The organism is Nonomuraea sp. NPDC050310 (genome assembly GCF_040655795.1).
GTDB lineage: Bacteria > Actinomycetota > Actinomycetes > Streptosporangiales > Streptosporangiaceae > Nonomuraea.
In genome coordinates this window covers 58,556-82,810 of sequence record NZ_JBFAKP010000026.1, presented here as the reverse complement: position 1 = coordinate 82,810, position 24,255 = coordinate 58,556, and the positions used below count along the sequence as shown (strand labels likewise).

Sequence of the window (24,255 nt, the reverse complement as noted above, 5' to 3'; positions counted from 1 at the left end):
CAACTCCCCCACCTCCCCCGGAAACCCGCTGGTCGGCGCGGGACATTTGTCAGTGCGATAAGGCACGATTGACCTGTGCTCCTCATCGATGTCGTACGAGTTTCGGAGGCAGTGGCAAGGACCTCCGCCCGCCTGGGCAAGATCGGTCACCTCGCCGAACTGCTCGGCCGGGTAGGTCCCGACGAGGCGGAGATCGCCATCTCCTACCTCTCCGGCGAACTGCCGCAACGCCAGATCGGCGTAGGCTGGCGCACCCTCCAGGACCTGCCCCAGCCCAAGCTGGTCGCCACCGCCACCCTCACCGACATCGACGCCCTCCTCACCCGCATCAAGGCCGTCTCCGGCCAAGGCTCCCAGGCCGCCCGCAAGGCCCTGGTCCACGAGCTGTTCGCCGGCGTGACCAGCCAGGAGCAGTCCTTCCTCATCCGCCTGCTCAGCGGCGAGCTCCGCCAGGGCGCCCTCGACGGCGTGATGATCGAGGCCGTCGCCAAGTCCTCCGGCGCCCCTTCGGCCGACGTCCGCCGCGCCCTCACCCTGCGCGGCTGGCTCCCCGCCGTGGGCGCCGCCGCGCTGTCCGGGGGCGTCGAGGCGCTCCACGCCTTCAAGCTGGAGGTCGGCCGCGGCATCTCCCCCATGCTCGCCGGCAGCGCTCCCAACGTCGCCGCCGCCCTGGAGAAGATCGGCGGCCCGGCGTCCCTGGAGTGGAAGCTCGACGGCATCCGCGTCCAGGCGCACCGCGACGGTCAGGAGGTCCGGGTCTTCACCCGGACCCTCGACGACATCACCCCGCAGGTGCCCGAGCTCGTCGAGGCCGTCCTCGATCTGCCCGCGACCGATCTCGTCCTCGACGGCGAGGTCATCGCCCTGCGTCCGGACGGCCGGCCGCACCCGTTCCAGGTCACCGGCTCCCGGGTCAGCAGCAAGATCGACGTCGCCCGGCTGCGTGAGGCCACCCCGCTCAGCGTCTACTTCTTCGACCTGCTCCGCCTCGACGGCCAGGACCTGCTCGACCTGCCGTACTCCGAGCGTCAGAAGGCCCTGGCCCGTCTGGCACCCGCCGAGCTCATCACCCCGCGGATCGTCACCGACGACGTCGCCGCCGCCACCGACTGGTTCACCGAGGTCGTGCGCGCCGGCCATGAGGGGCTGGTCGTCAAGTCCCCGTCGTCCGTCTACGCCGCCGGCCGCCGGGGCGCCGGCTGGATCAAGGTCAAGCCGCGGCACACCCTCGACCTCGTCGTCCTCGCCGTCGAGTGGGGCCACGGCCGGCGCGAGGGCAAGCTCTCCAACCTCCACCTCGGCGCCCGTGACCCGGAGACCGGCGACTTCGTCATGCTCGGCAAGACCTTCAAGGGCCTCACCGACGAGCTCCTGGCCTGGCAGACCGAACGTTTCCTGTCCCTAGCCGAGGGCCCCACCGACCAGCTGGTGGTCACCGTACGGCCCGAGGTCGTCGTCGAGATCGCCTTCGACGGCGTCCAGCGCTCCCCCCGCTACCCGGGCGGCATGGCCCTCCGCTTCGCCCGCGTCCTGCGCTACCGCCCCGACAAGCGCGCCGAGGAAGCCGACACCGTCGAAACCGTCCGCGCCCTCCTCCTCTAGCCCCCGAAGCCCGAAGCTGCGCCGTCCCCGCTGTAGCGACTCCGCCGCCCGAATCAGCCGACGGCGGCCCGCAGCTCCGGAACCACCTCTCCAGCCAGCCGTTCAACCTGCTCCGGCCCGTCCACCATGAAGTTGAACGCGCTGAACCCCAGCTCCACGAACCCCAGCAACGTCTCCGTCACGAGCCCAGCCGCTCCCCTGACCTGCCCGTCTCTCGGCTCGGCCCGCTCATCCACCCGCACCACCACGTTGTACGCGCACGTGATCTCCGCCGGATCCCGTCCAGCCCCCTCGGCGGCCCGGAGCATCCGCTCCCGCATCCCCTTGACCCGCTCCGGCCCGGCGAACCCCAGCGACGGAATCCACCCGTCCGCCAGCCGCCCCGTCACCTCCAGCGCCCGCGGCCCGAACGTCCCCAGCCACAGCGGGATCCGCCGCTCCGGCTTGGGCTCCAGCGGCGCCTCGACCGTCTGGTGATACCGCCCGGCAAAGCTGAACTCCCGCTCCGCCCACAGCCCCCGCGTGATCCGGATCGCCTCCTCCAGCCCGTCCACCTTCTCCCGAGCCGTCGGGACCCGCATGCCGTACGCCCTGAACTCCTCGTCCGAATACCCCCCACCCAGCCCCAGGATCAACCGCCCGCCCGACAGCCGATCGAACGTCTCCGCCATCTTCGCCACCAGGGCCGGATTCCGGTACGGCACGCCGAGCACCCTGGTCGCGACGTGGATCCGCTCCGTCCTGGCCGCGATCCACGCCAGCATCGTCCACGTCTCGAAGCTCGCCTCCGCAGTCGCCGGATGATCAGCCGCCGAAACGAAGTCAAACCCCGCCTCCTCCGCCCGCACAGCCTCCCCGACCGGATCGGCTCCCGCGCTCGCAGAGGTCGCGACGTTCAGTCCGAGCAAAAGCTGTTTTGTTGACATGTCACCAACTCTAAGCCCGCATGAAGCCCCTTGAAAGAGGCTTGAAGGGGATTTCCAGCGGCTCGCCGGAATCTGAGATCACCGAGGCCGACCGGGCCTCGCGAACCCAGAGGAAACGCGATGAACAAGAAGTCCACCGCCCGCCTGTTCTCCGGCCTCGCGCTGGTCGCCGCCACCTTCACCGCCACCGCCGTGAACCTCGCGATCACCCCCACCGCCGCCCACGCCGTCGTGAGCCAGCCGGACGGCAAGATCACGCGGTCCGAGGTCCTGCGACGCGCACAGAACTGGGTCGAGCGAGCGGTCCGCTACAACAAGACCCGCGACGCCGGCACGCTCTACACCGATATCGAGGGGGACAACAAGTACGGCCCGGACTGCTCGGGCCTGGTCTCCATGGCCTGGCACATCACCGCCTCCGCCTCGGTGGGTGGTCTGAACACGACCGGCTTCCTCAACTGGTCCGGCAAGACCGTGCTGAGCAGCCCGCACGACCTGCGTCCCGGCGACGCGATCGTCAACGACGGGCACATCGAGCTCTTCGCGAGCTGGAAGGACCCGGGCGATCACACCAAGGGCGCGTGGACCTACTCGCTCAACGGCGGCGGCACCGTCACCCCGGACGGCTGGCAGGACGATTGGGCGAAGGGGCCCAGCCAGAACTCCCACGGTCAGATCGGGGACGAGTCCTGGGCGAGCATCCAGAACTACACGCCGATCCGCTACAAGAACATCGTCGACGACCTCCCGCCCACCTCCGACCTGGACGGTGACGGCGTCGGTGACATCTTCGCCACCGGTACCGACCGGCTGACCATCTGGAACGGCACCGGCGCCAACAGCGTCCTGACGGGCAAGGGGTTCGGCACCGGCTGGGCCCAGTACAGCAGGCCGGTCGCCGGCGACTTCAACGGCGATGGCAAGAACGACCTGGCCGCCGTCAAGAACGACCAGCTCTACATTTGGAACAGCACCGGCCCGAACAGCTTCGGCACCGGGGCGCCCCTGCCGGGACTCGGCTGGAACAAGTTCGCCGGCACGCTGATCTCCCCCGGAGACCTCAACTTCGACGGCCATGCCGACCTCGCGGGCATCCACGACGACCAGCTCTACATCTGGGACGGCACCGGCACCGGCACCTTCGTGGGCAACCCGCCCCTCCCCGGCATCGGCTGGGGCGCCTACGGGCATCCGGTCGGCGGCGACTTCAACGGCGACGGCATCGGTGACATCGCGGCGATCAAGGACGACCGGCTCACCATCTGGCCGGGTAACGGCGCCCGGAGCGTCGGCGTCCCCGCCACCACCACGGGCACCGGCTGGAACAAGTTCGCCACCACGCTGACCCCGGCCGGCGACCTCAACCGCGACGGGCGTGACGACCTCGCCGGCGTGGCCAACAACCAGCTCACCCTCTGGAACAGCACCGGGACCCTCGTCGGCACCGGCATCACCCTGCCCGGCACCGGCTGGACCGCCCACCTGCCCGGCTGAGCCGAACACCTCCCCTCCCCACGAGGGCTCCCCCTTCCCCCGCGTGGCCGGGACCCCATGCCCGGCCACGCCGTCACGCCTAGGACCAGTCAGATGATCTCCCCCAAGCGCTTCGCCGCCACCGCCACCCTCAGCCTCCTCGCCCTGTCCGCCCTCTCGGCTCCGGCGCTGGCCGCGCCCGATCAAGGCCAGTCCCCCGCCGCCGACCTGCTCGTGTCCTACCTGACCGCCCCGTGCGCATCCGAAGGCACGACCGCGGCGGACACCGACCTGGCCGCCCGGCTCAACGGCGTCCTCACCGGCTCCCTGGCCGGCGCGATGACCGGCTACCGCGCCTCGTGCGCCCGCAAGGTGGTCAAGGCGGTCCGCGATCGCGGCCTGTCCGAGCGGGCGGCGGTGATCGCGATCACCACCACCATCGTGGAGAGCACGATCCAGAACGTCGCGGAGAAGGTCGACCACGACAGCCTCGGCCTGTTCCAGCAGCGCGACTCGTGGGGCAGCGAGAGCAACCGGCTCGACCCCGTCTGGGCCACGAACCGCTTCCTCGACTCGATGATCAGCAAGTACCCCGAGGGCTCCTGGGCGAGCGCGCCGATCGGTGAGGTCTGCCAGGCGGTCCAGGTTTCCGCCTACCCCGACCGGTACCAGACCCAGGCCGCCGACGCAGGCAAGATCGTCGATGCGCTGTGGGCCTCGGCCACCTCCGACCTCGACGGCGACGGCACGGGCGACGTGTTCTCGGCCGCCACCGGCCGGCTCACCATCTGGAACGGCGACGGTCGCAACAGCCTCGGCCCGGTCCAGCTCCTGGGTTCCGGCTGGGAGACGTACAGCAGGCCGGTCGCGGGCGACTTCACCGGTGACGGCAAGAACGACCTGGCCGCCGTCAAGAACGATCAGCTCCATCTCTGGAAGGGCACCGGCCCCAACAGCTTCGTCCCGCTCCCCGCCCTGCCCGGCACCGGCTGGAACAAGTACGCCGCCACTCTGGTCTCGCCGGGCGACCTGGACAGCGACGGCCACGCCGATCTCGCCGCCATCGCCGACGACCGCCTCTTCATCTGGAACGGGACGGGGACCGGAACCTTCGGGTCCGCCCAGATGCTTCCGGGCACCGGCTGGGCGCCTTACACCCGCCCGGTCGGCGGCGACTTCAACGGCGACGGCAAGGGTGATCTCGCCGGCGTCAAGAACGACCGGATCACCCTCTGGTACGGCAACGGCGCCAACGGCATCGCCGGCACGTTCACCTCCACCGGCACCGGCTGGAACAAGTACGCCGCCACCCTGGTCGGCCCCGGCGACCTCAACCGCGACGGCCGGGACGACCTCGCCGGCGTGTACAACGACCAGGTCACCCTCTGGAACACCACCCCGACCGGCCTCGGCGGTGGCACCACGCTTCCCGGTACCGGCTGGACCCCCCACTTCCCCGGCTGAGGACCGGAACGGCAACGCCGGGGCGTCGTCTCCACGACGCCCCGGCGTTTCGCCATGTCAGCGGTTCAACGGCCAGTCGACCGGGCCGTAGACCGCGGCCGGCGCGTTGGTCCTGAGCGCCCAGTACCGGTCACCGTACGACCAGTGCCACCACTCGGTCGGGTAGTTGACCAGCCCCACGGCCCGCATGGCGTCGATCAGGATGCGCCGGTTGGCCCGCGCGTGCTCGGACAGTCCCGGATGCTCGGTGTAGCAGGCTCCGCCGTCCTCCTCCGGGGCCGCGTTCAGCTCCCCGCCCATGTCCGCCTCGGCGCCGTCCGCGTCGAGCAGCGTGAGGTCGACGGCGGCCCCGCAGACGTGCGGGGCCACCTCGGGCGGTGAGAGCGAGCGGCTGGCCTGCACGTGCAGGTAGTCCTCGCTCCACTCCGGGTTGGCCGCGCGGAGCTCGGCCGCATAGCGGGTGAAGTAGTGCCGCTGCAGCGACAGGGGCCGATAGCCCTCGACGATGAGCAGGCGCCAGCCGTCCGGCAGCATCCCCTGCGCCGACACCAGCCGGTCCACCACGCCGATGCGCAGGTGGGCGAAGGCCCCCTCGGCGTCGGCCAACCGGTCGTCCAGCGCCAAAGCGGGTAGCTTACGCAGGTCGAACAGCGACTCCCCGCAGTCGACCGCCGGTATCGCCGCCACCCTCCTGTCTGACATGAGAACGATCGAACTATCTACCATTTTTGTCACACCCCTTCCACTTGGCGAATCTCTGGTCGATCATGAAGCGGCGCGCTCTAAGTTCCCTTCAATTCCTCGACGCGGGGGTTCGATGGAATTTCGGCTGCTCGGACCCGTCGAGGTCTGGGACGGGGACCGGCGGGTGGCGGTGGGCGGCCCCAAGCCGCGCGCGCTCCTGGCGGCCCTTCTTGTCAGGTCCGGCCGGGTGGTCTCGGCCGATCACCTGGTCGATCTCATCTGGGGCGAGAACTCTCCGGACACCTCACGAGGGCTGATCCAGACCTACGTCTCGTCCCTGCGCAGCAAGCTCCGTTCCACGGTGATCGAGACCCGGCCGCCCGGCTACCTTCTGCGCCTGGACGGCGACTTCCTGGACGTGCAGCAGTTCGAGCACCTGGTGGCAGAGGGCCGCCTGGCCGCGCGGGAGGAGCGGCACCGCGACGCCCAGCGGGCCCTGCGCGCCGCCGAGGCGCTGTGGCGCGGCCCAGCGCTGGGCGGGATCGGCGAGGTCATGGCGGCCGAGGCCGCGCGGCTGGACGAGTTGCGCCTGGTGACCGTCGAGGAGCGCATCGCCTCCGAGCTGAGTCTCGACCGGCACAGCGACCTCATCCCGGAGCTCACCGCGCTGGTCACCGCGCACCCGACCCGGGAACGGTTCCGAGGGCAGCTCATGACCGCGCTGTACCGGCTGGGGCGCTCGGCCGACGCCCTCGCCGTGTTCGACACCGGCCGGGCCGCCCTGGTCGAGGAGCTCGGCATCGACCCCGGGCCCGAGCTACGTTCCCTGCAGGAGGCGATCCTCCGGGAAGATCCCTCGCTGTCTGGTACGGCTCCGCCGTACCAGAAGCGGCTTCTGCCGGCGTTGCTGCCGCCCAACGTGCCGGATTTCACCGGGCGGACCGGGCTGCTGCGCGAGTTGACGGCCAGGCTGGGTGCCCGCCGTACGGCACCGCCGACCCTGGTGATCTCCGGCAAGGCGGGCGTGGGCAAGAGCTCCCTGGCGCTGTACCTCGCGCACCGTGTCACCGGGCACTTCGCCGACGGCCAGCTCTTCGCCAACCTCCGCGGCACCAGCGACACACCCGCGACCGGGCAGGAGGTGCTGGGCCGGTTCCTGCGCGCGCTCGGTGTCGCACCGGAAGCCCAGCCGGAGTCGCCGGAGGAGCGGGCGGACCTCTACCGCAGCCTCCTGGCACAGCGGCAGGTCCTGGTGGTGCTCGACGACGCGCGCAACGAGCAGCAGGTCCGGCCGCTGCTGCCCAGCGGCGCCGAGTGCGCGGTCGTGATCACCTCACGGGGACGGCTGGCCGGGCTGGCCGGCGCGCAGTTGACCGATCTGGACGTGCTCGAAGTCGAGGCGGCGCTCGCGCTGCTCCGGTCGGTGGCCGGGAGCGAGCGGGTCGAGGCGGAGCCGGAGGCCGCCCGCGAGATCCTCCGGCTGTGCGGCCGGCTGCCCCTGGCGGTGCGGACCGTCGGAGCCCGGCTGGCGAGCCGGCGGCACTGGTCGCTGGCCACCATGGCGACGCGGCTCACCGACGAGCGACGCCGGCTGGACGAGCTCGTCGCCGGCGACATCGAGGTGCGCTCGAGCGTCAGCCTCAGCTACCGGATGCTGGACGAGCAGTCCCGCACCGCCTTCCGCCGCTTAGGGCTCCTCGGCGTGCCCGACTTCGCGCCCTGGATCATCGCCCCGCTGCTGGACGTGAGCATCGACGAGGCCGACGACATCGCCGAACGTCTCGTGGACGCGCAACTCCTCGACTTCGCCATGACCGACGCCACCGGCCACCCCCGCTACCGGCTGCACGACCTCCTGCGCGTGTTCGCCGCCGAGTGCGCCGAGGCGCACGACCCCGCCGAGGAACGGGCGGCAGCCCTCTCCCGCACGCTGGGGAGCTGGGCGTGGCTCGTCAACATGATCGACTCCTACCTGCCCTCGGGCGAGGTCATGCTCCGCACGGAGTACACCTCGGCGTGGCCGGTCGACGACCGCGTCGCCAAGCGGGTGGCGAGCCACCCGCAGGCCTGGCTGGAGACCGAGACGCCCGCGCTCATCGTCGGCGTCGCCCGCGCCGCCTCGCTGGGCGCGGACGCCGCCGCCTGCGAACTGGCGGCCGTCCTGTCCTTCTCGCACGTCTTCCTCGCCAACCGGCTGACCGAGTGGGCGAGCAGCACCGACGCTGCCCTGAACGCCGCCCGCCGCGCCGGCAACCGCATCGGCGAAGCCGACCTGCTCTCCGGCATCGGGCAGATCGACTACATCCTCGACCGCTTCGACCAGGTGCACGAGCACCTCAACCAGGCCCTTCCCTTGTACGCCGAAGCCGGGGACACCCGGGGTGAGGCCGTCGTCCTCGCCGGCCTGGGTGCCGCCTGCCGCGAGCAGTGCCGGCTGCGGGAGGGACTCGGCTACCTGACCCGGTCGACCGCCATCTTCGCCGAGCTCGGCGATGACATCGCCATCGGCGCCACCGCCCGCACCGCCGCCGCCATCCACCTCGAACTGGGCGAATACCAGCAGACCTGGCCGCTGCTCCGCCAGTCCCTGGACGCCTACCGGAGGGCCGGCAGCCGCCGGGGCCAGGGCCTCACCCTGCGCACCACCAGCCTCGTCCACCGCGCTCTTGGCGAGTACGGCGAGGCCGTCGAGCTCAGTTCGCAGGCGCTCGACCACTTCCGGGCCGTGGGCGATCCGCTCATGGCGGCCTTCGCGGTCCAGTCCCTCGTCAAGGCCGAGCTGCGGCAGGGGCGGGCGGACACCGCCTCGCTGCCGCCCCTCGTCGACGCTCTCGAGGCCTGCCGTACCCACCTCGACCGGTACGGCGAGGCCTTGATGCAGCGCACCATCGGCGAGCTCCACCTCGCCATCGGGCAGCTCGACCTGGCCGAGGCGCACTTCCTGGAGTCGATCGCCATCTCCGACGAGCTGGGCACGCCGCTGCCGGCCGCCCGTACCAAGCGTGACCTCGCCACCCTTCTCACCTCCCGCGGCGACTCCTCCGCCGCCGCGGCCCTCGTCGACCAGGCGCTCACCGTCTTCGCCGCCCACGACGCCCGCGAACTCCACGAGCTCCGCGAGGCTGCCGGCTGATCCTGCCGCTACCGGTCCTGCCGCCCTGCGGATCGGTCAGTCGGATTCGGCCTCGAGGAGGTGATCGACGACATGCCACGAAAGATCGGCGAAGGCGGCGACCTGTTCCGGCGTTAGGAGGTCGATGAAGTGCCTCCGCACCGACGCCACGTGCGGCGGGGCGGCCTGCTGGATGGTGGACACCCCGGTCGTGGTGAGCGCGATCGTGGAGCCACGGGCGTCCGTGGGAACGTCCCGACGGGTCACGAGGCCACGCTGCTCCATGCGCGTGAGGTGATGAGAGAGCCGGCTCTTGGACCAGCGCATGTGCCGGGCGAGTTCGGTCAGGCGCATCTCCGACCCCGGCGACTCCGACAGGGCGGAGAGGACGTCGTAGTCGGCCTCGGATAGGCCGGAGTCGCGCGCTAGATCACGAGCGATCTGCCGGTTGAGCAGGAGAAACAGACGACGGTAGCCGCGCCAGGCACGGGCTTCCTCTTCGGTCAGCCACCGCGGGTCAGGCATGGGGCAGCAGTGTAGTTGACGCGTCATCAACGCTCCCGCAATGCGCTCGCAACGCGCTCGCCCGAAGCCGCCCAGCGCCCGAAAGCGCCCGTCGACCCGGGTTGTCAGGCACGAGCGCCGCTGCACAATTCGCGCCCGCTCAAAGGTTCCCCCACCTGAGGTTGCGCCCGCTCGGAGGCTCCGCCCGCTCGGAGGTTCCCCCACCTGAGGTTCCACCCGCTTGAGGTTCCGCCCACCTGAGGTTCCATCCGCTTGAGGTTCCGCCCATCTGAGGTTCCACCCGCTCAAAGACTCCGCCCGCTCGAAAGCTCCGCCCGCTCGGAGGTTCCGCCCGCTGGGCCGCAAGGCCCATCGCAGGCGCCCTGACCCGCTGGATCCCGAACCGCGCGCGGGCGAAGGCGCGGGTCGACCTCGGCCCACGCCCCTCGCCAAACCCGCCGCCAACGCGTCGGCAGCGGCCGAAACCCACGCCCGAGCCGTCCCATACCCCCTGCCACATCCGCCCCGCGCCACGCTCCAGCGGCAAACCCTCATCCCAAACCCGTTGGTTCTCGATCGCCGAAAACGCCAGATATCCCAAGATCCACCGCCTAGGGTCTGGGATTCAGCGACCAACGCTTGGTGAGATATATCACCATCTGTCCCATTAATTTGCCTTTGTCGGTTGCTCTTCACATAAGTTCAACCCCGTCGCGGGCTTCACTTGACCCGCATTTGGGACAAGGCCGACGCACCCTTCCGGCCAGGTCCCCGCCCCTGTCCCCTATCTAGGACCGTGGTTCCCCTTGGGCCAGCACAACGTCACCCCGTCCCGTACTTCCAGCAAGCGCCGCTGGACCGCCATCGCCACCGGCGCCGCCGTCCTCGCGATCGCCGGAACGGCCACCTGGGCCGCCGTCGCGGACGACGCGAACCCCTCGATGACGATGAGCGCCTCCCAGGCCATGAACAGCCCGGCCCTGGCGACGAGCACCCCCCACCCCTCGTCCGCCCCCGCCGCCGGCTCGGCCCTCGGCACTTCCCCGAGCGCCAACCCCGCCGCCACCGGCGCCCCGTCCAACGCCGCCTCCGGCAAGCCGACGAGCGGCGCCACCAGCGACTCCGCTACCGGGACCAAGTCCGACGCCGCCAAGTCCACCGACCCAACCGGCTCGACTGGCTCAACCGGTTCGACCGGTTCGACCGGCTCCACGGGCTCTACCGGGTCGAATGGCTCGTTGGGTGACAAGCCCACCGCGTCCAAGTCCGCCGCCCCCAAGCCGGTGACGCCGAAGAAGCCCCGCTACCAGGTCATCTCCTCCGGCAGTTGCGGTGCCTCCTACTACGGCGAGCCGCAGATGACCGCCAGCGGTGAGCGGTTCAACCCCTCCGCCATGACCGCCGCGCACAAGACCCTCCCGCTCGGCAGCAAGGTCCGGGTCACCAACCCCAACTCCGGCGCCTCGGTGATCGTCCGCATCAACGACCGCGGCCCGTACGTCGGCGGCCGGTGCCTTGACCTGTCCGAGGCCGCTTTCGACGCCATCGGCAACACCAACGCCGGGGTCATGCACGTCAGGTACGAGGTCCTTTCCTCGCGCTCCTGATCCTCTTTCGGAGCTTCCGACCCGAGCCCTAGATCCCGACCCTCCGCCCCCTAGGCTTCGGCCCCTCGCTCCCCGCCCCGCAACCCTTTGGTCCCCGCCCTTCGACCCCTGAGCTTCGGCCCCTCGACCCCTCGGCCCCGACCTCTCGATCCCGGCCCTTCGGCCCCTCGGTCCCGATGTATCGATGCCGACCGCACGCTTTGGGCATCACAGCCCGATCCCCCTCGGGCCCCGACCGCTTGCCCTGAGCTCTCAGTCGCGAGTGCCTGCTCTTGGCGCTAGCCCCTGGATCTTCGGTCACACCCCCGTCCCGGTATCCGGCGCTCGGGCACCCCCACCAACAACCTGCTGCTTAGCGCGAGCTCCCCCAGTGGCCCCGCGCCGGCTTCCAGATTGCGCGCCCCGTAGCTGCCCAAGCCCCGCGCCTGGATCAGGCTCGGCCAAGGCTCGGCGGCCGACACGAAGCCCCCGCCGCCCACCGCCCGCGATGAGACCCGGCGAGGCCGAGTTCAGTCTGCGGTCGGACGGCTACTTCACCAGGCGCAAGGTCATCGGGTAGCGGAAAGGCCCCTCGGAGAGAGCCGAGATGCTTCCCGCGATGGCCAGGACGAAGGCTGCGACCCAGATCACCGGGATCAGGATCACGCCGACGACGGTGAACGGCAGCAGGAAGGTCGCGCCGATCACGGTGAGGTGGAAGTTCAGCGACTCCAGAGCGTGATGCCGGATGTAGGGCGAGGTCTTGCCCGCGGTCAGCAGGAGGAGCAGGGGGCCGACGATGGGCAGGCCGACGACGGCCAGGCCGTGGGCGGCTGCGGCCCCGAGGCGTTCGTTGCTTTCGGGCGCGCGGTCGAAAGTCACGGGTGCGGGGGCAGGGCGGGCGGCGGGGAGCGGGCGCAACGGTGCTCGGGTGCCGGCCTGCGTGCCGTACAGCTCGGACATGATGGGCATGAGGTCGGCGTGCGTACGGGCGGTCATGGCCCGCTCAAGGCGCTCGTCGAACTCGAACTTGTCGAAGCGGCCCTCGGCGTACGCGGCCTTGACGTGATCGACTACGTTCTCGCGGTCCTGGTTGGTGACGCGCAGGTGCTCGCGCGGCACCGGTCCGGTCATCGATGGTGTGCCTGCCATGCCTGTCCCCTCCAGATGGATCGATCTGCCTTCATCCTGACGAACGGAGCCAAGGATCGGTATCGGGGCCAACCCGGAGGTGTCCCGGAGAAGCCCCCGACGCCGACGGGCGCGGAAAGGTATAAAAGGAGCTATGAGATGGCGAGACCGCTATGGGCTCCGGCGGCTGCGCGGGCCCAAGGTGGCCAAGTTCGACCGCGAAGCGACCGATGCGGACATCGAGGCGCTTATCACGTTCGCCAAGTCGCGGCGTGGGGTCGAGTTCTACGTCGAGCCTGAGACGTTTGCGACGGATACCACCGCGGTTGCGGTCGCCGATGACGGAGAGTGGACCCGGCGGCGGGTCGGGGCTCCTGCTGTGATCAAAAAGGTGGCTCATGGGCTTGGGCTGCCGGTCTATGACGTGAACCTTACGGGGTATCCGGCTCGGATGCGGGCTTACAACGAGCGGCGGCGACAGGAAGAGGCCTGAGGGCCGAGCGCCCCACGGCTGAGGGGCGGAAGCCGGGGGCTGAGGGCCGAGCGCCCGAGCGGAGGCCCCGGACGGGAACCCAAACCTGAGGGCTGCCCACCGACGGGGCCGGCGCCCGGGCTCGAAGGCAGGGGCGTTGGGGTTGAGATTCCTTGTGGCTCCGGGAATCATGCTGCGCTGGACGTCGGGTGTCGTCTGCGTCGTGGCGCCGCAGGGGTAGCGGCTAGCCGCTGAACCATAGAGCGGGGTGGGTTGTCATGAGGTGGCACCCTCGCTGGCTAGGAGGGCGAGCATGGGGGCCAGCCACAGATGGTTTGGTGGGCCCATGGAACGGTCCAGATCGGCTGGGGTGGGCATGCGGTCGCGCAGGGCGGACGGGGACATCATGTGGACCAGTGCATGGCGGATGAGGCCGGCCATCGAGTAGTGCGGGTCGATCGTCAAGGCGCGTTCGACGGCCAGGGAGGCCAGGACGCAGTCGCCTGAGCGCCACGCCGCCATGGCCAGGAGTGAGGCCGCTGGGGGGACGAAGCGGGGTTCCAGGCGGCGGGTGAGGTTTCGCCAGAGGGGGAGGTGGGCCTGGACGTCCATGGCGGTCCAGGCTTCGTCTCGGACTCGGATGATGGCCAGGTCGAAACCCAACTGGGCGGCTTCGTGGTCGGTTAGGCGGGGGCCTGTGGTGGCGGAGGCCATGGCTTTGCGGATGCGGGATAGCGCCTCGGCGACGTAGGTGGCGGCGAAGGCGTCGGTGACCTCGAGCTGGGTGACGGGGGTGGGAGCCGGCGCGTCGGCGGTTAGGCGGGTGGTGAGGGTGGTTGCGGCTTCGGTGGTGGCGGTGCGCATGGCTAGGCGGAGGGGGCCGTCGTAGGGGGCCAGGGTGCGTTGGAGGGTGGCGCGGTCGGGGTGCGCGACGAGGCCCTGGACGGTGGCTTCGGCGGATACCTGGGCGGCTTTTTGGTCGTACGGCGAGCCGTCCGGTGGGCAGCAGGTGGTGAGGTCGCACAGGTATGACCAGTAGCGGCCGTCTTCTACGCGGAGGGCCTCGGCGACGGGGAGGCCGGTTTGGGTGGACAGGGTGCGGAGGGTGTCGATGGCCGGCGTGACCAGCGGGCCGGGGCCGTAGCCGACTGCGAGGAGGTGGGTGAGGGCTTCGCGGTCGGTGGCTGGGATGAGGGGGTCGAGGGCGTGGGGTGGGAGGGGGAGGTCCCAGCGGGCTGCTATGCGGAGTTCGGTGCCGGAGATGCCCAGGGCTACCAGGCTTTTGGCGGGATGGAAGCCGAAGAGGTACGGCACGGCGGCCAGGAGGTCGGTGGGGTTGGTGAGGATGAGGGAGGGGGTGGGGGAAGGTTCGGCGGTCATGGGGGTTGAGGGTGCCGCAGGTCCCCCTCTGGCGGAGGGCATCGAACGGCGTTCTGTGGATGGGGTGCAGTGAGGGGTGCTTCTGTGGACAGGGGGCTGTCCGGTTTGGGGCGGGCGCAGGGGCATGGAAGGTGCCGTGGGCTGAGTCGCGGTGGGGTCTCGGGGACGCTGCGCCTGGGAAGGCGGCTCCGCGGGGTGGCCTAGGGGAAGGCGCCCTCCGGGGAAGGCGGCCGGGAGGAAGACGGCCGGGGATTGGGCCTCGGAGGCGGCGTGGCTGGGGGCGGCGTGGCTGGGGAGCTGGGGGCCGTCCAAGGGGCTGGAGTCTGAAGCGCCGCGACCTAGGGGGCAGCTCTCCGGCGCGGCGGGGCTCGGGTGGCGGGGGTCCTGGGGCGGTCATTTGGGGGGTGAAAGAAGAGGGGGCGGAGGAGGCGGGCGGGGTTTGGGCTGGGGTGGTATCAAGGCACGGTGGTGATCGAACGGGTCAAAACGCTGCTGGCCGTGGTGATCCTGGTCGCGGTCGGTGCACCGGCCGAGTATGTGAAGTTCGAGTACGCCTGGCGCATGGTTGATGGCATGGCGGCGTCGCATGCTTCCCACGGGGAGCTGGGGTCGGCGACCGTTGTCCGGTGGGCGGGGTATCGCAGCAAATACTGCCTGGCTCGCTTCGGCCGGACCGGGGCTGAGGTGGTCGTTCACCTGACTGGTGAGTGCGTACGGGGGGCGGTGCACCAGGTACGGGTGGTTAGGACACGTAATACCGACATCAGCTTCATCGGGCCCGCCGAGGCTGATCAGGCGTATGAGGCGGGCAGTCTTGATTGGCTTATGTACCTGTTGCCGGTGGTGTTGATCGGGTTGTTGGCGTTGCTCACGTTGGGCGGGGCGGTTGGGGGTGTTGTCGGGCTTGTGAGGGGGCGAGCGTGGGGCGCGGCGAGGGTGGGTTGAGCAGGGGTTAGCGCCTCGGGCCAGGGGTGGGGCCGGACGGGCCGGGGAGGCCATCCGGACCGGTGGTTCCTGGGGTGGCGGGGCCGCTGAGGCCGGTGGTTCCGGGGGTGGCGGGGCCCTTGAGGCCGGGGGTGAGCGAGCCTGGGGTGGTGGGGGTGAGGCGGTGGCGGACGAGGAGGGCGGCGCCGGCGACGGCGGCGGGCATGGCGAGGACGGCCACGAAGGGCACGAGGAAGAGCAGGAAGATGGGGACGCCGAAGCCCAGGGCGAGGCCGAGGTTGCCGCGGAGGAGGGCGAAGCGGGCGCGACGGGCCAGGCCGCGGCGTTCCATGGCCAGGGAGGTGAGCTCCACTGTCAGGAAAAATCCGGACACGGCGGCGCCTAGCACCGGCACAACCGTCTGTCCGATGACAGGGATGAAGCCCAGGAAGAACAGCGGAATGGTGAACATGAGCACGTAAAGCAACGTCACCAGACTGTCCCGGATGGACCGCGGGACACTACGCCACCAAGGCTCCTCCTGGTACCCGGGCAGCGGATCCGCCTCCCCCGACAACCGCTCGTAGAACGGCTCCCCCACAGCCAGCGTCAACGCCGCGAAGGTGATGACCGCCAGCGCCAGCCCGCCAAGGAAGATCACCACCCCCAGCCCCATCCGGAACCCGTCCCGCCAGCTCCACGAGTCGGCGAAGGGCGTGAGGAACTCGGCGACGTCCGAGGCGTACATCCCCAGGAACACCAGCGCGACGACGTACACGGCGAAGGCGATCAACGCCGGGATCAGCCCGAAGGCCCACCAACGGCCGTTCCGTCCGGCCCAGCCGACGCCCTGGAAGAAGAATCCGACACCGGTGAAGAAGTCGCGCATGCCGAGAAACCTAGCGCCAGAAGTCGGTCACCGCGTAGCCGAGTTCGCCGAGGAGCGCACGGACGAGCGGGAGCGAGATCCCCAGCACGTTCCCGTGGTCGCCCTCGATGCCCTCGACGAACCAGCCGCCGTACCCGTCGAGCGAGAAGGCGCCGGCCAGCCCCAGGGGCTCGCCGGTGGCGACGTAGGCGGCGATCTCCTCGTCGGAGGGCTGCGCGAAGTGCACCACGGTGGACCCGACACGGGCCGCCTCGCGCCCGGTGGCGGCCTCGATCAGGCAGTGGCCGGTGACCAGCCGCCCGGTGCGCCCGCGCATCAGCCGCCAGCGCTCCAGCGCCACCTCGGGCGTGCCCGGCTTGCCGTACGGCCGGCCGTCCAGTTCGAGGACGGAGTCGCAGCCGATGACGACGCCCTCGGTCAGGTCGGCGGCGACGGTGCGGGCCTTCTCCTGCGCCAGGCGCAGGGCGAGCTGGGCGGGCGTGGGCGCGCTGATCGCGTCCTCGTCGACGCCGCTGACGATCACCTTGGGGTCGAGGCCCGCGCTGCGCAGGAGGGCGAGACGGGCGGAGGAGGCAGAGGCCAGGACGATCACAGGCACCAGTTTACCGGCCTGGCCAGGCACGGATCGTGCCTACCGCGTCACCAGTCCGGGTTGGTGCCCCCGCCGCTGCCGCCGCCCTGGGCGGACTGAGGCTGCCGAGGTTCAGACGGTTGCTGAGGAGGTTGCTGAGAAGACTGCTGAGGAGCGCCGGAGTCGCCGAGCAGCCCGCCGAGGAGCCCGCCGAGCCCGCCGCCGCCCGCGCCGCCGAGGACCGCGTTCAGCAGATCCCCCAAACCCCCGCCCGACATTTCCGACTTCTCGTTGTTGAGGTCCTGGGCCACCGCCCCGGCGTCCATGCCCCGCTGATTGGCCCGCCCGGCCAGCAACGACATGATCATCGGCGCGAGCAGCGGAAGCAGCTTCAGCACCGTGTTCATGTTGATCCCGGCGAACTGCGAGATCCCCGCCGCCGCGTGCTCGGTCCCCTGCTCGCCCAGCACATGCCCGAGGATGCCGTGCCCGTCCCGGGTCACCGAGGACAGGTCGGAGTTGAACGGGTCGGCCGAGACGTGCTCGTCCAGCGCGGTGCGCAGGGCGTCCGCGCCCTCGGGGCGTTCGGCGTTCTGGGCCAGCCCGCCGACGATGGTCCCGGTGGCCGCCTCGACCGCCTGGCGCGCGGTGGCCACGTCGGTCCCGAGGAGCCCGGCGATCTGCTGGAGGCCGCTGCTGCCCAGTTGCTCGAGAAGTTCATCGTTGAGACTCACGACGACGAACTGCCCAGCGCTCGTTCCCGGTAAGTGCGGGGTTGGGCAAAGATCTAGCCGCTGGACTCGCTGGTCGGCAGCTCGGGCGTCTCGGTCTTGCGGGGCAGTCCCGCGGCCCGGTAGGCGTCCGCCTCGTCGAGGGTCTCGTGCTCCAGCAGGGCGGTCACGATCGCGTCGAGCCGCTCGCGGTTCTCGCCCAGCAGCCGGATGGCCTGCTCGTAGCACTCGTCCACGATCCGCCGGACCTCGTCGTCGACCGCGGCCAGGGTGGCCGGGGCCGCCTGCGGCTGGCCGTCGCTCGGCAGGATGGTCAGCGGGCCGATCTTCTCCGACATGCCCCAGCGCCCAACCATGCCCCGGGCGATCATGGTGACCTGCTCCAGGTCGTTCTCGGCGCCGGTGGTGATCACGTCGTAGACGACGCGCTCGGCCGCCATGCCGCCCAGCGCCCCGATGATCCGCCCGCGCAGGTAGTGGTAGTCGTAGGCGTAGCGGTCGGAGTCGGGCGTCGAGAGGGTGACGCCGAGCGCCCGCCCGCGCGGGATGATCGAGATCTTGCGCACCGGGTCGGCGCCGGGCTGGAGCATGCCGAGCAACGCGTGCCCGGCCTCGTGGTAGGCCGTGCGGGTGCGCTCCTCCTCCGGCATGACGATGCTGCGGGCCGTACCGAGCTGGAGCTTCTCCAGGGCGTCGCCGAAGTCAGGGGTGGTGACCTTCTCCTTGCCCCGCTTGGCCGCCAGCAGGGCCGCCTCGTTGACCAGGTTGGCCAGGTCGGCGCCGGTCATGCCGGGAGTGGTCTTGGCCAGGCGCTCCAGGCTCACTTCGCCGTCGAGCGGGACGCCGCGGGTGTGCACGCGCAGGATCTCGACGCGGCCCTTGGCGTCGGGCGGGGCGACGACGACCGTGCGGTCGAAGCGGCCGGGGCGCAGCAGGGCGGGGTCGAGCACCTCGGGGCGGTTGGTGGCGCCGATGACGATGACGCCCTCGCCGCCGGTGAAGCCGTCCATCTCGGTGAGGATCTGGTTGAGCGTCTGCTCGCGCTCGTCGTGGCCGCCGAGGCCGGAGGCGCCGCCGCGGGCGCGGCCGATGGCGTCGATCTCGTCGATGAAGACGATCGACGGGGCGACCTTGCGGGCCTCCTCGAACAGGTCGCGCACGCGGGAGGCGCCGACGCCGACGATCATCTCGATGAACTCGGAGGCGCTGGCGGAGAAGAACGGCACGTTCGCCTCACCGGCCACCGCGCGGGCCAGCAGCGTCTTGCCGGTGCCGGGCGGGCCGGCCAGCAGCACGCCCTTGGGCAGCTTCGCGCCGAGGCGGCGGTACTTGCCCGGGTCCTTGAGGTAGTCGACGATCTCGACCAGCTCGTTCTCGACCTCGTCGATGCCGGCGACGTCGTCGAAGTTGACGCGGACCTTGCCCGCCTCGACCGGCTTGGCCGCCTTCGACTTGCCCAGCCCGCCGAGGCCGCCACCGCCGCCCATCATGCCCGCGCCCCTGCGCATGATCCACACCCAGAGGCCGACCAGCAGCAGCACCGGCAGCAGGGAGAGCAACAGGTTCCAGAACAGGCCGCGGCTCTGCACCGGCGACTCGGCGCTGATCTTCGCGCCCTTGCTGGTCAGCGTGGCGTAGAGCTGGTCCATGTTCGCGAAGACCGGGATCTCGGTGACGAACTTGGTGTAGCTCTTGTTCTCGGTGTCGGGGTCCTTAGCCGTGGCCTTGAGCGAGCCCTCGATCGAGTAGCCGGTGGCATAGACCTCCTTCACGTTGCCCGCGTCGAGCTGGCTGGTGAACTGCGTGTAGGAGATGGTCTCCGGCTGGTCGGAGTCGAAGAAGGAGGAGATCAGGAAGAAGGCGGCGTAGACCACCAGGAGGGTGAGGACGAAGCGCCACCAGTTGATCTTCGGGCGGCCGCCGGGCGTGCCGGGCAACCCTTCGGCGCGCCAGGGCTTCTGCTTACCTTTGTCCTGGTCCTGGGCCGGTGGTCCGGAGCGTTCCACGGTGATCTCCCCCCTCGATCACGATCTAGCCTAGGGCACGCACCCCCGCGGCCACGCGGGCGACCTGTCCCCATTGCCGCTTACGCGTATCGGGGACGGAGATGAAGGCAAGGCCGGGCTTGCTCGCGCCGCCCTTCGCGACGACCACGGCCGCCAGGGCGGATCGCTTGCCGTACCGCACCTGGTAGACCAGCATCCAGCCGTCGCGGATCGGCCGGGAGTCGATCCAGGTGAGGCGGGCGCCCTTGGGGTGGCGGCTGAGGGTCCAGCGGGCGGCGAGCAGGGCGGTGTCGCGGTGCTCGCGCTGCACCTTGATCGGCACGGGGGCGGTGACGAACAGGGCGCGGGTGCCCTTGATGATCTGCCGGGTGGCGTACGGGCCGGAGCCGTAGGTGCGCCACGGCTTGGGCAGCCTGGGGACGGCGAGGCCGGAGAAGCGGTCCTTGATGGCCGGCCGGTAGCCGCGCACGGCCTTGGCGCGCAGCCGCGCGGGCAGCTTGGGGACGCGCGGGTCGGCGTAGAGGGCCTCCATCGCGGTGTACCCGGGCGCGATCGAGGGGGCCGCGGTCGGGCTGGGCGTGGGGGTGGGGGTGGGGGTGGGGGCGACGAAGGCGGGCGAGACCTCCGGGGAGGGCGTGACCGGGGCCGGTCCGGACGAGGACGGCACCGCCGATGGCGCGGCGACCGGCCGTGCCGCATCCTCGCCCGGACCGGACGGAAGCGCCCAGACGACCACGGCGCCCAGCGCCGCGACCACTGCCAGCCCCCGGTAGATCACCCTCATCGGCAGATCGCCGATCAGGGAACGCTTGGGCGGGTTCGGGCGGCGCGGAGAGACGACATCGGACCCCACGGTCCCACGATCCCCAGCAAGCACGATCGGGAGCGTACGACATATCGGGCCAGCGCGCCCAGGTCGTGTCCGAAGTGTCATCATGGCCCAATGACCCGCGTAGAGCTCCGCTTCGACCAGTCGTCGCGCGAGAGCCGGACGCACACGAACCTGTCCGCGATCCTGGTGGACGAGACGGGTCTGTGGGTCGCCGGGGACGAGACGGCGACCGTCGAACACCTCACCTGGACCGGCACGCTCTTCGACCGCCAGCGCGGCTTCCGCCTGGCCGACTACGTGGATCTGCCCGCCGGCCCGGAGGACGAGGCGGACATCGAGGGCCTGGCCCGGCAGGACGGTCACCTGTGGGCGGTCGGCTCGCACAGCTTGAAGCGCCGCCGCGTCAAGACGAAGAATCCGGACAAAGGGGTGCGGCGACTGGCCACCGTCGTCCGCGAGGAGAACCGTTTCATTCTGGTACGGCTCCCGCTGGACCCCGAGACCAACGCGCCCGCCAAGGGCGCGATCCTGTCCGGCCGGGGCGAGAACCTCGCCGACCGGCTGCACGACGACCCCCACCTCGCGCCCTTCCTGGCCCTGCCGGGCAAGGACAACGGGCTCGACATCGAGGGCCTCGCCGTGGACGGCGACCGGGTCTACGTGGGCCTGCGCGGGCCGGTGCTGCGGGGCTGGGCGGTCGTCCTTGAGGTGCGGCCGGTCGCCGACGGCCCCCGCCTGCGGCTGCGTGAGCCGTACCGCAAGCACTTCCTCGACCTGGAGGGCCTCGGCGTGCGGGACATCTGCCCGCTCGGCGACGGCGACCTGCTGCTGCTCACCGGCCCGACGATGAGCCTGGACGGCCCGGTGCGCCTGGTCCGCTGGTCGCCGCGGCGGCAGCCGGAGCTCGCCGACGACCTGGAGATCGTCGCGGAACTGTCCTACGGCCGCGGCTGCGACCACCCGGAGGGCATCAGCCTGCTCCCGGACGGCCGGCTGCTGGTCGCCTACGACAGCCCGGGGCTCGACCGGCTGACCGAACACGGCGTCTACGCCGACATCGTCACGCTCTAGGTCCAGGCATCGTCACGATCTGAGCCAGGGCGCTTCGGCGACGAAGGTGGCCGAACCGGGCGCGATCTCCGTGTACCCCGCGTCGCGCACCACCGGCAGCCCGGCCGCGGCCAGCTCGGCGAACCGCTCCGGAGCAGCGGTCCGTACGGCCACCGCCAGCCCCGCCGCCCGCCACGCGTCCCGCTCGGCGGCCGAGGAGGCCCACCAGGCGAGCTGCGCGCAGTGCCCGGCCTGCGCCATGGCCTTGCCCGCGGTCATCTCCAGCACCGGGTTCTCCCACAACACGATCCCCGAGGCCGCGGCCGGCTCGGCGGTGTCCTCCAGCGTGGTCCCGGACACCTGCAGCTTCGCCAGGTCACGCGGCCAGTCGTCGAGCGGCACCGGCGGATGCACCCGCACCTCGGCGCTGCGGTGCTGGATGGTACGGCCCGGCAGCGCGAGCGCCCGCGCCCACTCCGCGCCCCGAGCCCGGCGCACCACCTTGCGGATCTTCCCGCTGGCCTGCCAGGCCGCGACCTCACCGGCCCACTCCCCCGGCTCGTCGAGCAGCCCGAGCACGGCCGTCGCCGCCGCCTCCAGCGCGTCAGTGCGTTGGGGCGGACTCGCTCGTTCGATCCGGACGACCAGCGGCAGAACCATCCTCACGCCGCTTTCCAACGGTTCTGACCGCCAGGGACATTCCCGCCGCGAGCAGGCACAGCGCGCCCGCGGCGTACCACGCGACGGTGTAGGCCCCGAACTGGTCGCGGGCCAGGCCGGCGCCGACCGCGGCGACGGCCGCGCCGATCTGGTGGGAGGCGAAGACCCACCCGAAGACCACCGCCCCGTCCGCGCCGTAGATCCGCCGGCACAACGCCACCGTCGGCGGCACGGTCGCCACCCAGTCGAGCCCGTAGAAGATGACGAACACCAGCATGCTCGGCTCGGTGGTCGCCGCGAACAGCGACGGCAGCACCATCAGGCTGAGCCCGCGCAACGCGTAGTAGGCGCCGAGCAGCACCTGCGGGTCGACGCGGTCGCTCAGCCAGCCGGAGGCGACCGTCCCGGCGATGTCGAAGATCCCGATCAGCGCCAGCAGGCCGGCGGCGACCGTCTGCGGCATGCCGTGGTCGTGCGCGGCCGGGATGAAGTGGGTGCCGACCAGGCCGTTCGTGCTCATCCCGCAGATCGCGAAGCCGCCGGCGAGATACCAGAACGGCTTGGTCCGCGCCGCGTCGCGCAGCACCCGCAGCGCGCGGGTGGCCGCGCCGGGCAGCGGCTCGGGCCGCGCGACCGCCTCGCCGCCCAGCGGGGTGGTGCCGACGTCGGCCGGGTGGTCGCGCAGCAGCAGCCACACCAGGGGCACGACGGCCAGCGCGGCTCCGGCCACCGACAGCGACGCGACCCGCCAGCCGGGACCGTCGGCCAGGTGGGCCAGCACCGGCAGGAAGATCAGTTGCCCGGTGGCCCCGGCGGCGGTGAGGATCCCGGTCACCAGGCCCCGGTGCCGCACGAACCACCGGTCGGTCACCGTCGCGACGAAGACCAGCGCCATCGACCCGGTGCCCAGCCCGACCAGCACGCCCCACAGCAGCAGGAGCTGCCAGCTCGCCGTCATCAGCACGGTCAGCCCGCTGCCCGCGGCGACCAGGAGCAGGGCGAGGGTGACGACGCGGCGCATGCCGAAGCGGTCCATCAGCGCGGCGGCGAAGGGCGCGGTCAGCCCGTACAGCATGAGGTTGATCGAGACGGCGAGCGAGATCGTCCCCTTGGACCAGCCGAACTCGTTCTCCAGCGGGGTGATCAGCACGCCGGGGGTGGCGCGGAAGCCGGCCGCGCCCAGGATCGCGACGAACGCCACGGCGGCCACGAACCAGGCGCGATGGATTCTCATGCGCCCCATCGTGGCTGCCCCGGCCAAGCCCGCAGAAGTGGCCTGAAAGCCAATATGTGCAAGAATCCGGCCATGGTGCATCGTGTCGCGCTGGTCGTCCTGGACGACGTGGCCACCCTCGACCTCGGCGCGCCCGGCCAGATCTTCTGGGCCGCGCGCGACCCCGCCGGCGAGCACCTGTACGAGGTGGTGACCTGCTCGGTCGACGGCGGCCCGGTGCGCACCTCCTCGGGCTACCGCGTCGTGCCCGACCACGGGCTGGAGGTGCTCGACAGCGCCGGCACCGTGCTCGTGCCCGGCATCCACAGCGGCCCGGCGCTGAGCGATGGAGTGGTCCCCGGCGAGCTCGCCCGCGCGCTCCGGGGCCGCGAGCGGGTCATGTCCATCTGCACCGGCGCCTTCGTGCTGGCCGCCGCCGGGCTGCTCGACGGCCGGCCCGCCACCACCCACTGGGCGCACGCCCGCCGCTTCCGGCGGCTCTTCCCGCAGGTCAAGCTGGACCCGGAGGTGTTGTTCATCGACGACGGCGACGTGCTCACCTCGGCGGGCGTGGCCGCCGGGCTCGACCTGTGCCTGCACGTCGTGCGCCGCGACCACGGCAGCGAGGTGGCCAACCGCACCGCGCGCCGCTGCGTCATGCCGCCCTTCCGCGAGGGCGGCCAGGCCCAGTACATCGAACGCCCGCTGCCGCCCGCCGACGGTGCGAGCACCGCCGGCACCCGGGCCTGGATGCTCAGCCACCTCGACCAGCCGCTCGACCTCGCCGCGCTGGCCGCGCACGCCCGGATGAGCGTGCGCACCTTCACCCGCCGCTTCCGCCAGGAGAGCGGGCTGAGCCCGGCGCAGTGGCTCATCCGCCAGCGCGTCGAGCACGCCCGCCACCTGCTGGAGAGCACCGACCTGCCGGTCGACCAGGTGGCCCGCCGCTGCGGCTTCGCCACCGCGGTCTCGCTCCGCCAGCACCTGCACGCCGCCGTCGGCGTCTCTCCCCTGGCCTACCGCCAGACCTTCCGTGTCACCTGAG

General features: G+C 71.3%; 21 protein-coding genes. 9 read left to right on the top strand and 12 right to left on the bottom strand.

Annotated features, from left to right (window positions below; genetic code table 11):
- The first annotated feature begins 75 nt into the window (after positions 1-75).
- Positions 76-1,602: an ATP-dependent DNA ligase gene (locus AB0I67_RS37865; RefSeq protein WP_357934253.1), complete on the top strand. Its 1,527-nt coding sequence runs from the start codon at positions 76-78 to the stop codon at positions 1,600-1,602.
- Between the two features lie 53 nt (positions 1,603-1,655).
- On the opposite strand, the gene AB0I67_RS37860 is transcribed toward AB0I67_RS37865, so the two are convergent.
- Positions 1,656-2,528 (bottom strand): LLM class flavin-dependent oxidoreductase, encoded by an 873-nt coding sequence (locus tag AB0I67_RS37860; RefSeq protein ID WP_357934250.1) that lies wholly within the window; start codon positions 2,526-2,528, stop codon positions 1,656-1,658.
- 120 nt (positions 2,529-2,648) lie between these two features.
- Here AB0I67_RS37860 and AB0I67_RS37855 point away from each other — a divergent pair, with 120 nt between their 5' ends.
- Both AB0I67_RS37855 and AB0I67_RS37850 read left to right on the top strand, forming a co-directional pair.
- On the top strand, positions 2,649-4,022 hold the full coding sequence (locus AB0I67_RS37855; RefSeq protein ID WP_357934247.1) for a VCBS repeat-containing protein: 1,374 nt from the start codon (positions 2,649-2,651) through the stop codon (positions 4,020-4,022).
- A gap of 93 nt (positions 4,023-4,115) precedes the next feature.
- Positions 4,116-5,465, top strand: coding sequence for a VCBS repeat-containing protein (locus AB0I67_RS37850; protein ID WP_357934245.1), 1,350 nt, complete (start codon positions 4,116-4,118; stop codon positions 5,463-5,465).
- Between the two features lie 57 nt (positions 5,466-5,522).
- On the opposite strand, the gene AB0I67_RS37845 is transcribed toward AB0I67_RS37850, so the two are convergent.
- Complete coding sequence (locus tag AB0I67_RS37845) at positions 5,523-6,167, bottom strand: M15 family metallopeptidase (protein ID WP_357934242.1); 645 nt, start codon at positions 6,165-6,167, stop codon at positions 5,523-5,525.
- Between the two features lie 115 nt (positions 6,168-6,282).
- Here AB0I67_RS37845 and AB0I67_RS37840 point away from each other — a divergent pair, with 115 nt between their 5' ends.
- Positions 6,283-9,282, top strand: coding sequence for a BTAD domain-containing putative transcriptional regulator (locus tag AB0I67_RS37840; protein ID WP_357934239.1), 3,000 nt, complete (start codon positions 6,283-6,285; stop codon positions 9,280-9,282).
- A gap of 36 nt (positions 9,283-9,318) precedes the next feature.
- Here the strand turns inward: AB0I67_RS37840 and AB0I67_RS37835 are convergent, their stop codons facing one another.
- Complete coding sequence (locus tag AB0I67_RS37835) at positions 9,319-9,786, bottom strand: MarR family winged helix-turn-helix transcriptional regulator (protein ID WP_357934236.1); 468 nt, start codon at positions 9,784-9,786, stop codon at positions 9,319-9,321.
- A 785-nt stretch (positions 9,787-10,571) separates the two neighbouring features.
- Between AB0I67_RS37835 and AB0I67_RS37830 the strand changes: the two genes are divergently transcribed.
- A complete protein-coding gene (locus AB0I67_RS37830) occupies positions 10,572-11,372 on the top strand; it encodes a septal ring lytic transglycosylase RlpA family protein (protein ID WP_357934233.1) in 801 nt (266 codons plus the stop codon).
- Positions 11,373-11,900: 528 nt separating this feature from the next.
- Here the strand turns inward: AB0I67_RS37830 and AB0I67_RS37825 are convergent.
- Positions 11,901-12,503, bottom strand: a complete 603-nt coding sequence (locus AB0I67_RS37825) for a DUF1707 and DUF4870 domain-containing protein (RefSeq protein WP_357934230.1) — start codon at positions 12,501-12,503, stop codon at positions 11,901-11,903.
- A 133-nt stretch (positions 12,504-12,636) separates the two neighbouring features.
- On the opposite strand from AB0I67_RS37825, the gene AB0I67_RS37820 reads away from it, so the two are divergent.
- Positions 12,637-12,975 carry a hypothetical protein gene (locus AB0I67_RS37820; RefSeq protein WP_357934227.1) on the top strand — a complete coding sequence of 113 codons (339 nt, stop codon included), beginning with the start codon at positions 12,637-12,639 and terminating at the stop codon, positions 12,973-12,975.
- Between the two features lie 255 nt (positions 12,976-13,230).
- Here AB0I67_RS37820 and AB0I67_RS37815 read toward each other — a convergent pair whose 3' ends face one another.
- Positions 13,231-14,334, bottom strand: coding sequence for a DUF4192 domain-containing protein (locus AB0I67_RS37815; protein WP_357934224.1), 1,104 nt, complete (start codon positions 14,332-14,334; stop codon positions 13,231-13,233).
- A 465-nt stretch (positions 14,335-14,799) separates the two neighbouring features.
- On the opposite strand from AB0I67_RS37815, the gene AB0I67_RS37810 reads away from it, so the two are divergent.
- Positions 14,800-15,279, top strand: a complete 480-nt coding sequence (locus tag AB0I67_RS37810; protein ID WP_357934222.1) for a hypothetical protein — start codon at positions 14,800-14,802, stop codon at positions 15,277-15,279.
- 7 nt (positions 15,280-15,286) lie between these two features.
- Here AB0I67_RS37810 and AB0I67_RS37805 read toward each other — a convergent pair whose 3' ends face one another.
- Genes AB0I67_RS37805 through AB0I67_RS37785 form a run of 5 tightly spaced genes read right to left on the bottom strand, consistent with a single transcriptional unit; the run spans position 15,287 to position 20,308 of the window.
- Positions 15,287-16,147 carry an EI24 domain-containing protein gene (locus AB0I67_RS37805; RefSeq protein ID WP_357934219.1) on the bottom strand — a complete coding sequence of 287 codons (861 nt, stop codon included), beginning with the start codon at positions 16,145-16,147 and terminating at the stop codon, positions 15,287-15,289.
- A gap of 10 nt (positions 16,148-16,157) precedes the next feature.
- Complete coding sequence (locus AB0I67_RS37800) at positions 16,158-16,739, bottom strand: nucleoside triphosphate pyrophosphatase (RefSeq protein WP_357934217.1); 582 nt, start codon at positions 16,737-16,739, stop codon at positions 16,158-16,160.
- A 47-nt stretch (positions 16,740-16,786) separates the two neighbouring features.
- Positions 16,787-17,452 (bottom strand): DUF937 domain-containing protein, encoded by a 666-nt coding sequence (locus AB0I67_RS37795; protein ID WP_357934214.1) that lies wholly within the window; start codon positions 17,450-17,452, stop codon positions 16,787-16,789.
- Positions 17,453-17,505: 53 nt separating this feature from the next.
- Entirely contained in the window at positions 17,506-19,455 is a 1,950-nt protein-coding gene (gene ftsH / locus AB0I67_RS37790; protein WP_357934212.1) for an ATP-dependent zinc metalloprotease FtsH, read from the bottom strand.
- A 25-nt stretch (positions 19,456-19,480) separates the two neighbouring features.
- Positions 19,481-20,308, bottom strand: a complete 828-nt coding sequence (locus AB0I67_RS37785; RefSeq protein ID WP_357934209.1) for a hypothetical protein — start codon at positions 20,306-20,308, stop codon at positions 19,481-19,483.
- A gap of 90 nt (positions 20,309-20,398) precedes the next feature.
- On the opposite strand from AB0I67_RS37785, the gene AB0I67_RS37780 reads away from it, so the two are divergent.
- Complete coding sequence (locus AB0I67_RS37780; protein WP_357934206.1) at positions 20,399-21,358, top strand: DUF3616 domain-containing protein; 960 nt, start codon at positions 20,399-20,401, stop codon at positions 21,356-21,358.
- Positions 21,359-21,370: 12 nt separating this feature from the next.
- On the opposite strand, the gene AB0I67_RS37775 is transcribed toward AB0I67_RS37780, so the two are convergent.
- On the bottom strand, positions 21,371-21,997 hold the full coding sequence (locus AB0I67_RS37775) for a peptidyl-tRNA hydrolase (RefSeq protein ID WP_357934291.1): 627 nt from the start codon (positions 21,995-21,997) through the stop codon (positions 21,371-21,373).
- On the bottom strand, positions 21,942-23,231 hold the full coding sequence (locus AB0I67_RS37770) for an MFS transporter (protein ID WP_357934203.1): 1,290 nt from the start codon (positions 23,229-23,231) through the stop codon (positions 21,942-21,944). Before AB0I67_RS37770 ends, AB0I67_RS37775 begins: the two co-directional genes overlap by 56 nt.
- Before the next feature lie 72 nt (positions 23,232-23,303).
- Here AB0I67_RS37770 and AB0I67_RS37765 point away from each other — a divergent pair, with 72 nt between their 5' ends.
- Positions 23,304-24,254 carry a helix-turn-helix domain-containing protein gene (locus AB0I67_RS37765; protein WP_357934200.1) on the top strand — a complete coding sequence of 317 codons (951 nt, stop codon included), beginning with the start codon at positions 23,304-23,306 and terminating at the stop codon, positions 24,252-24,254.
- Position 24,255 lies beyond the last annotated feature (1 nt).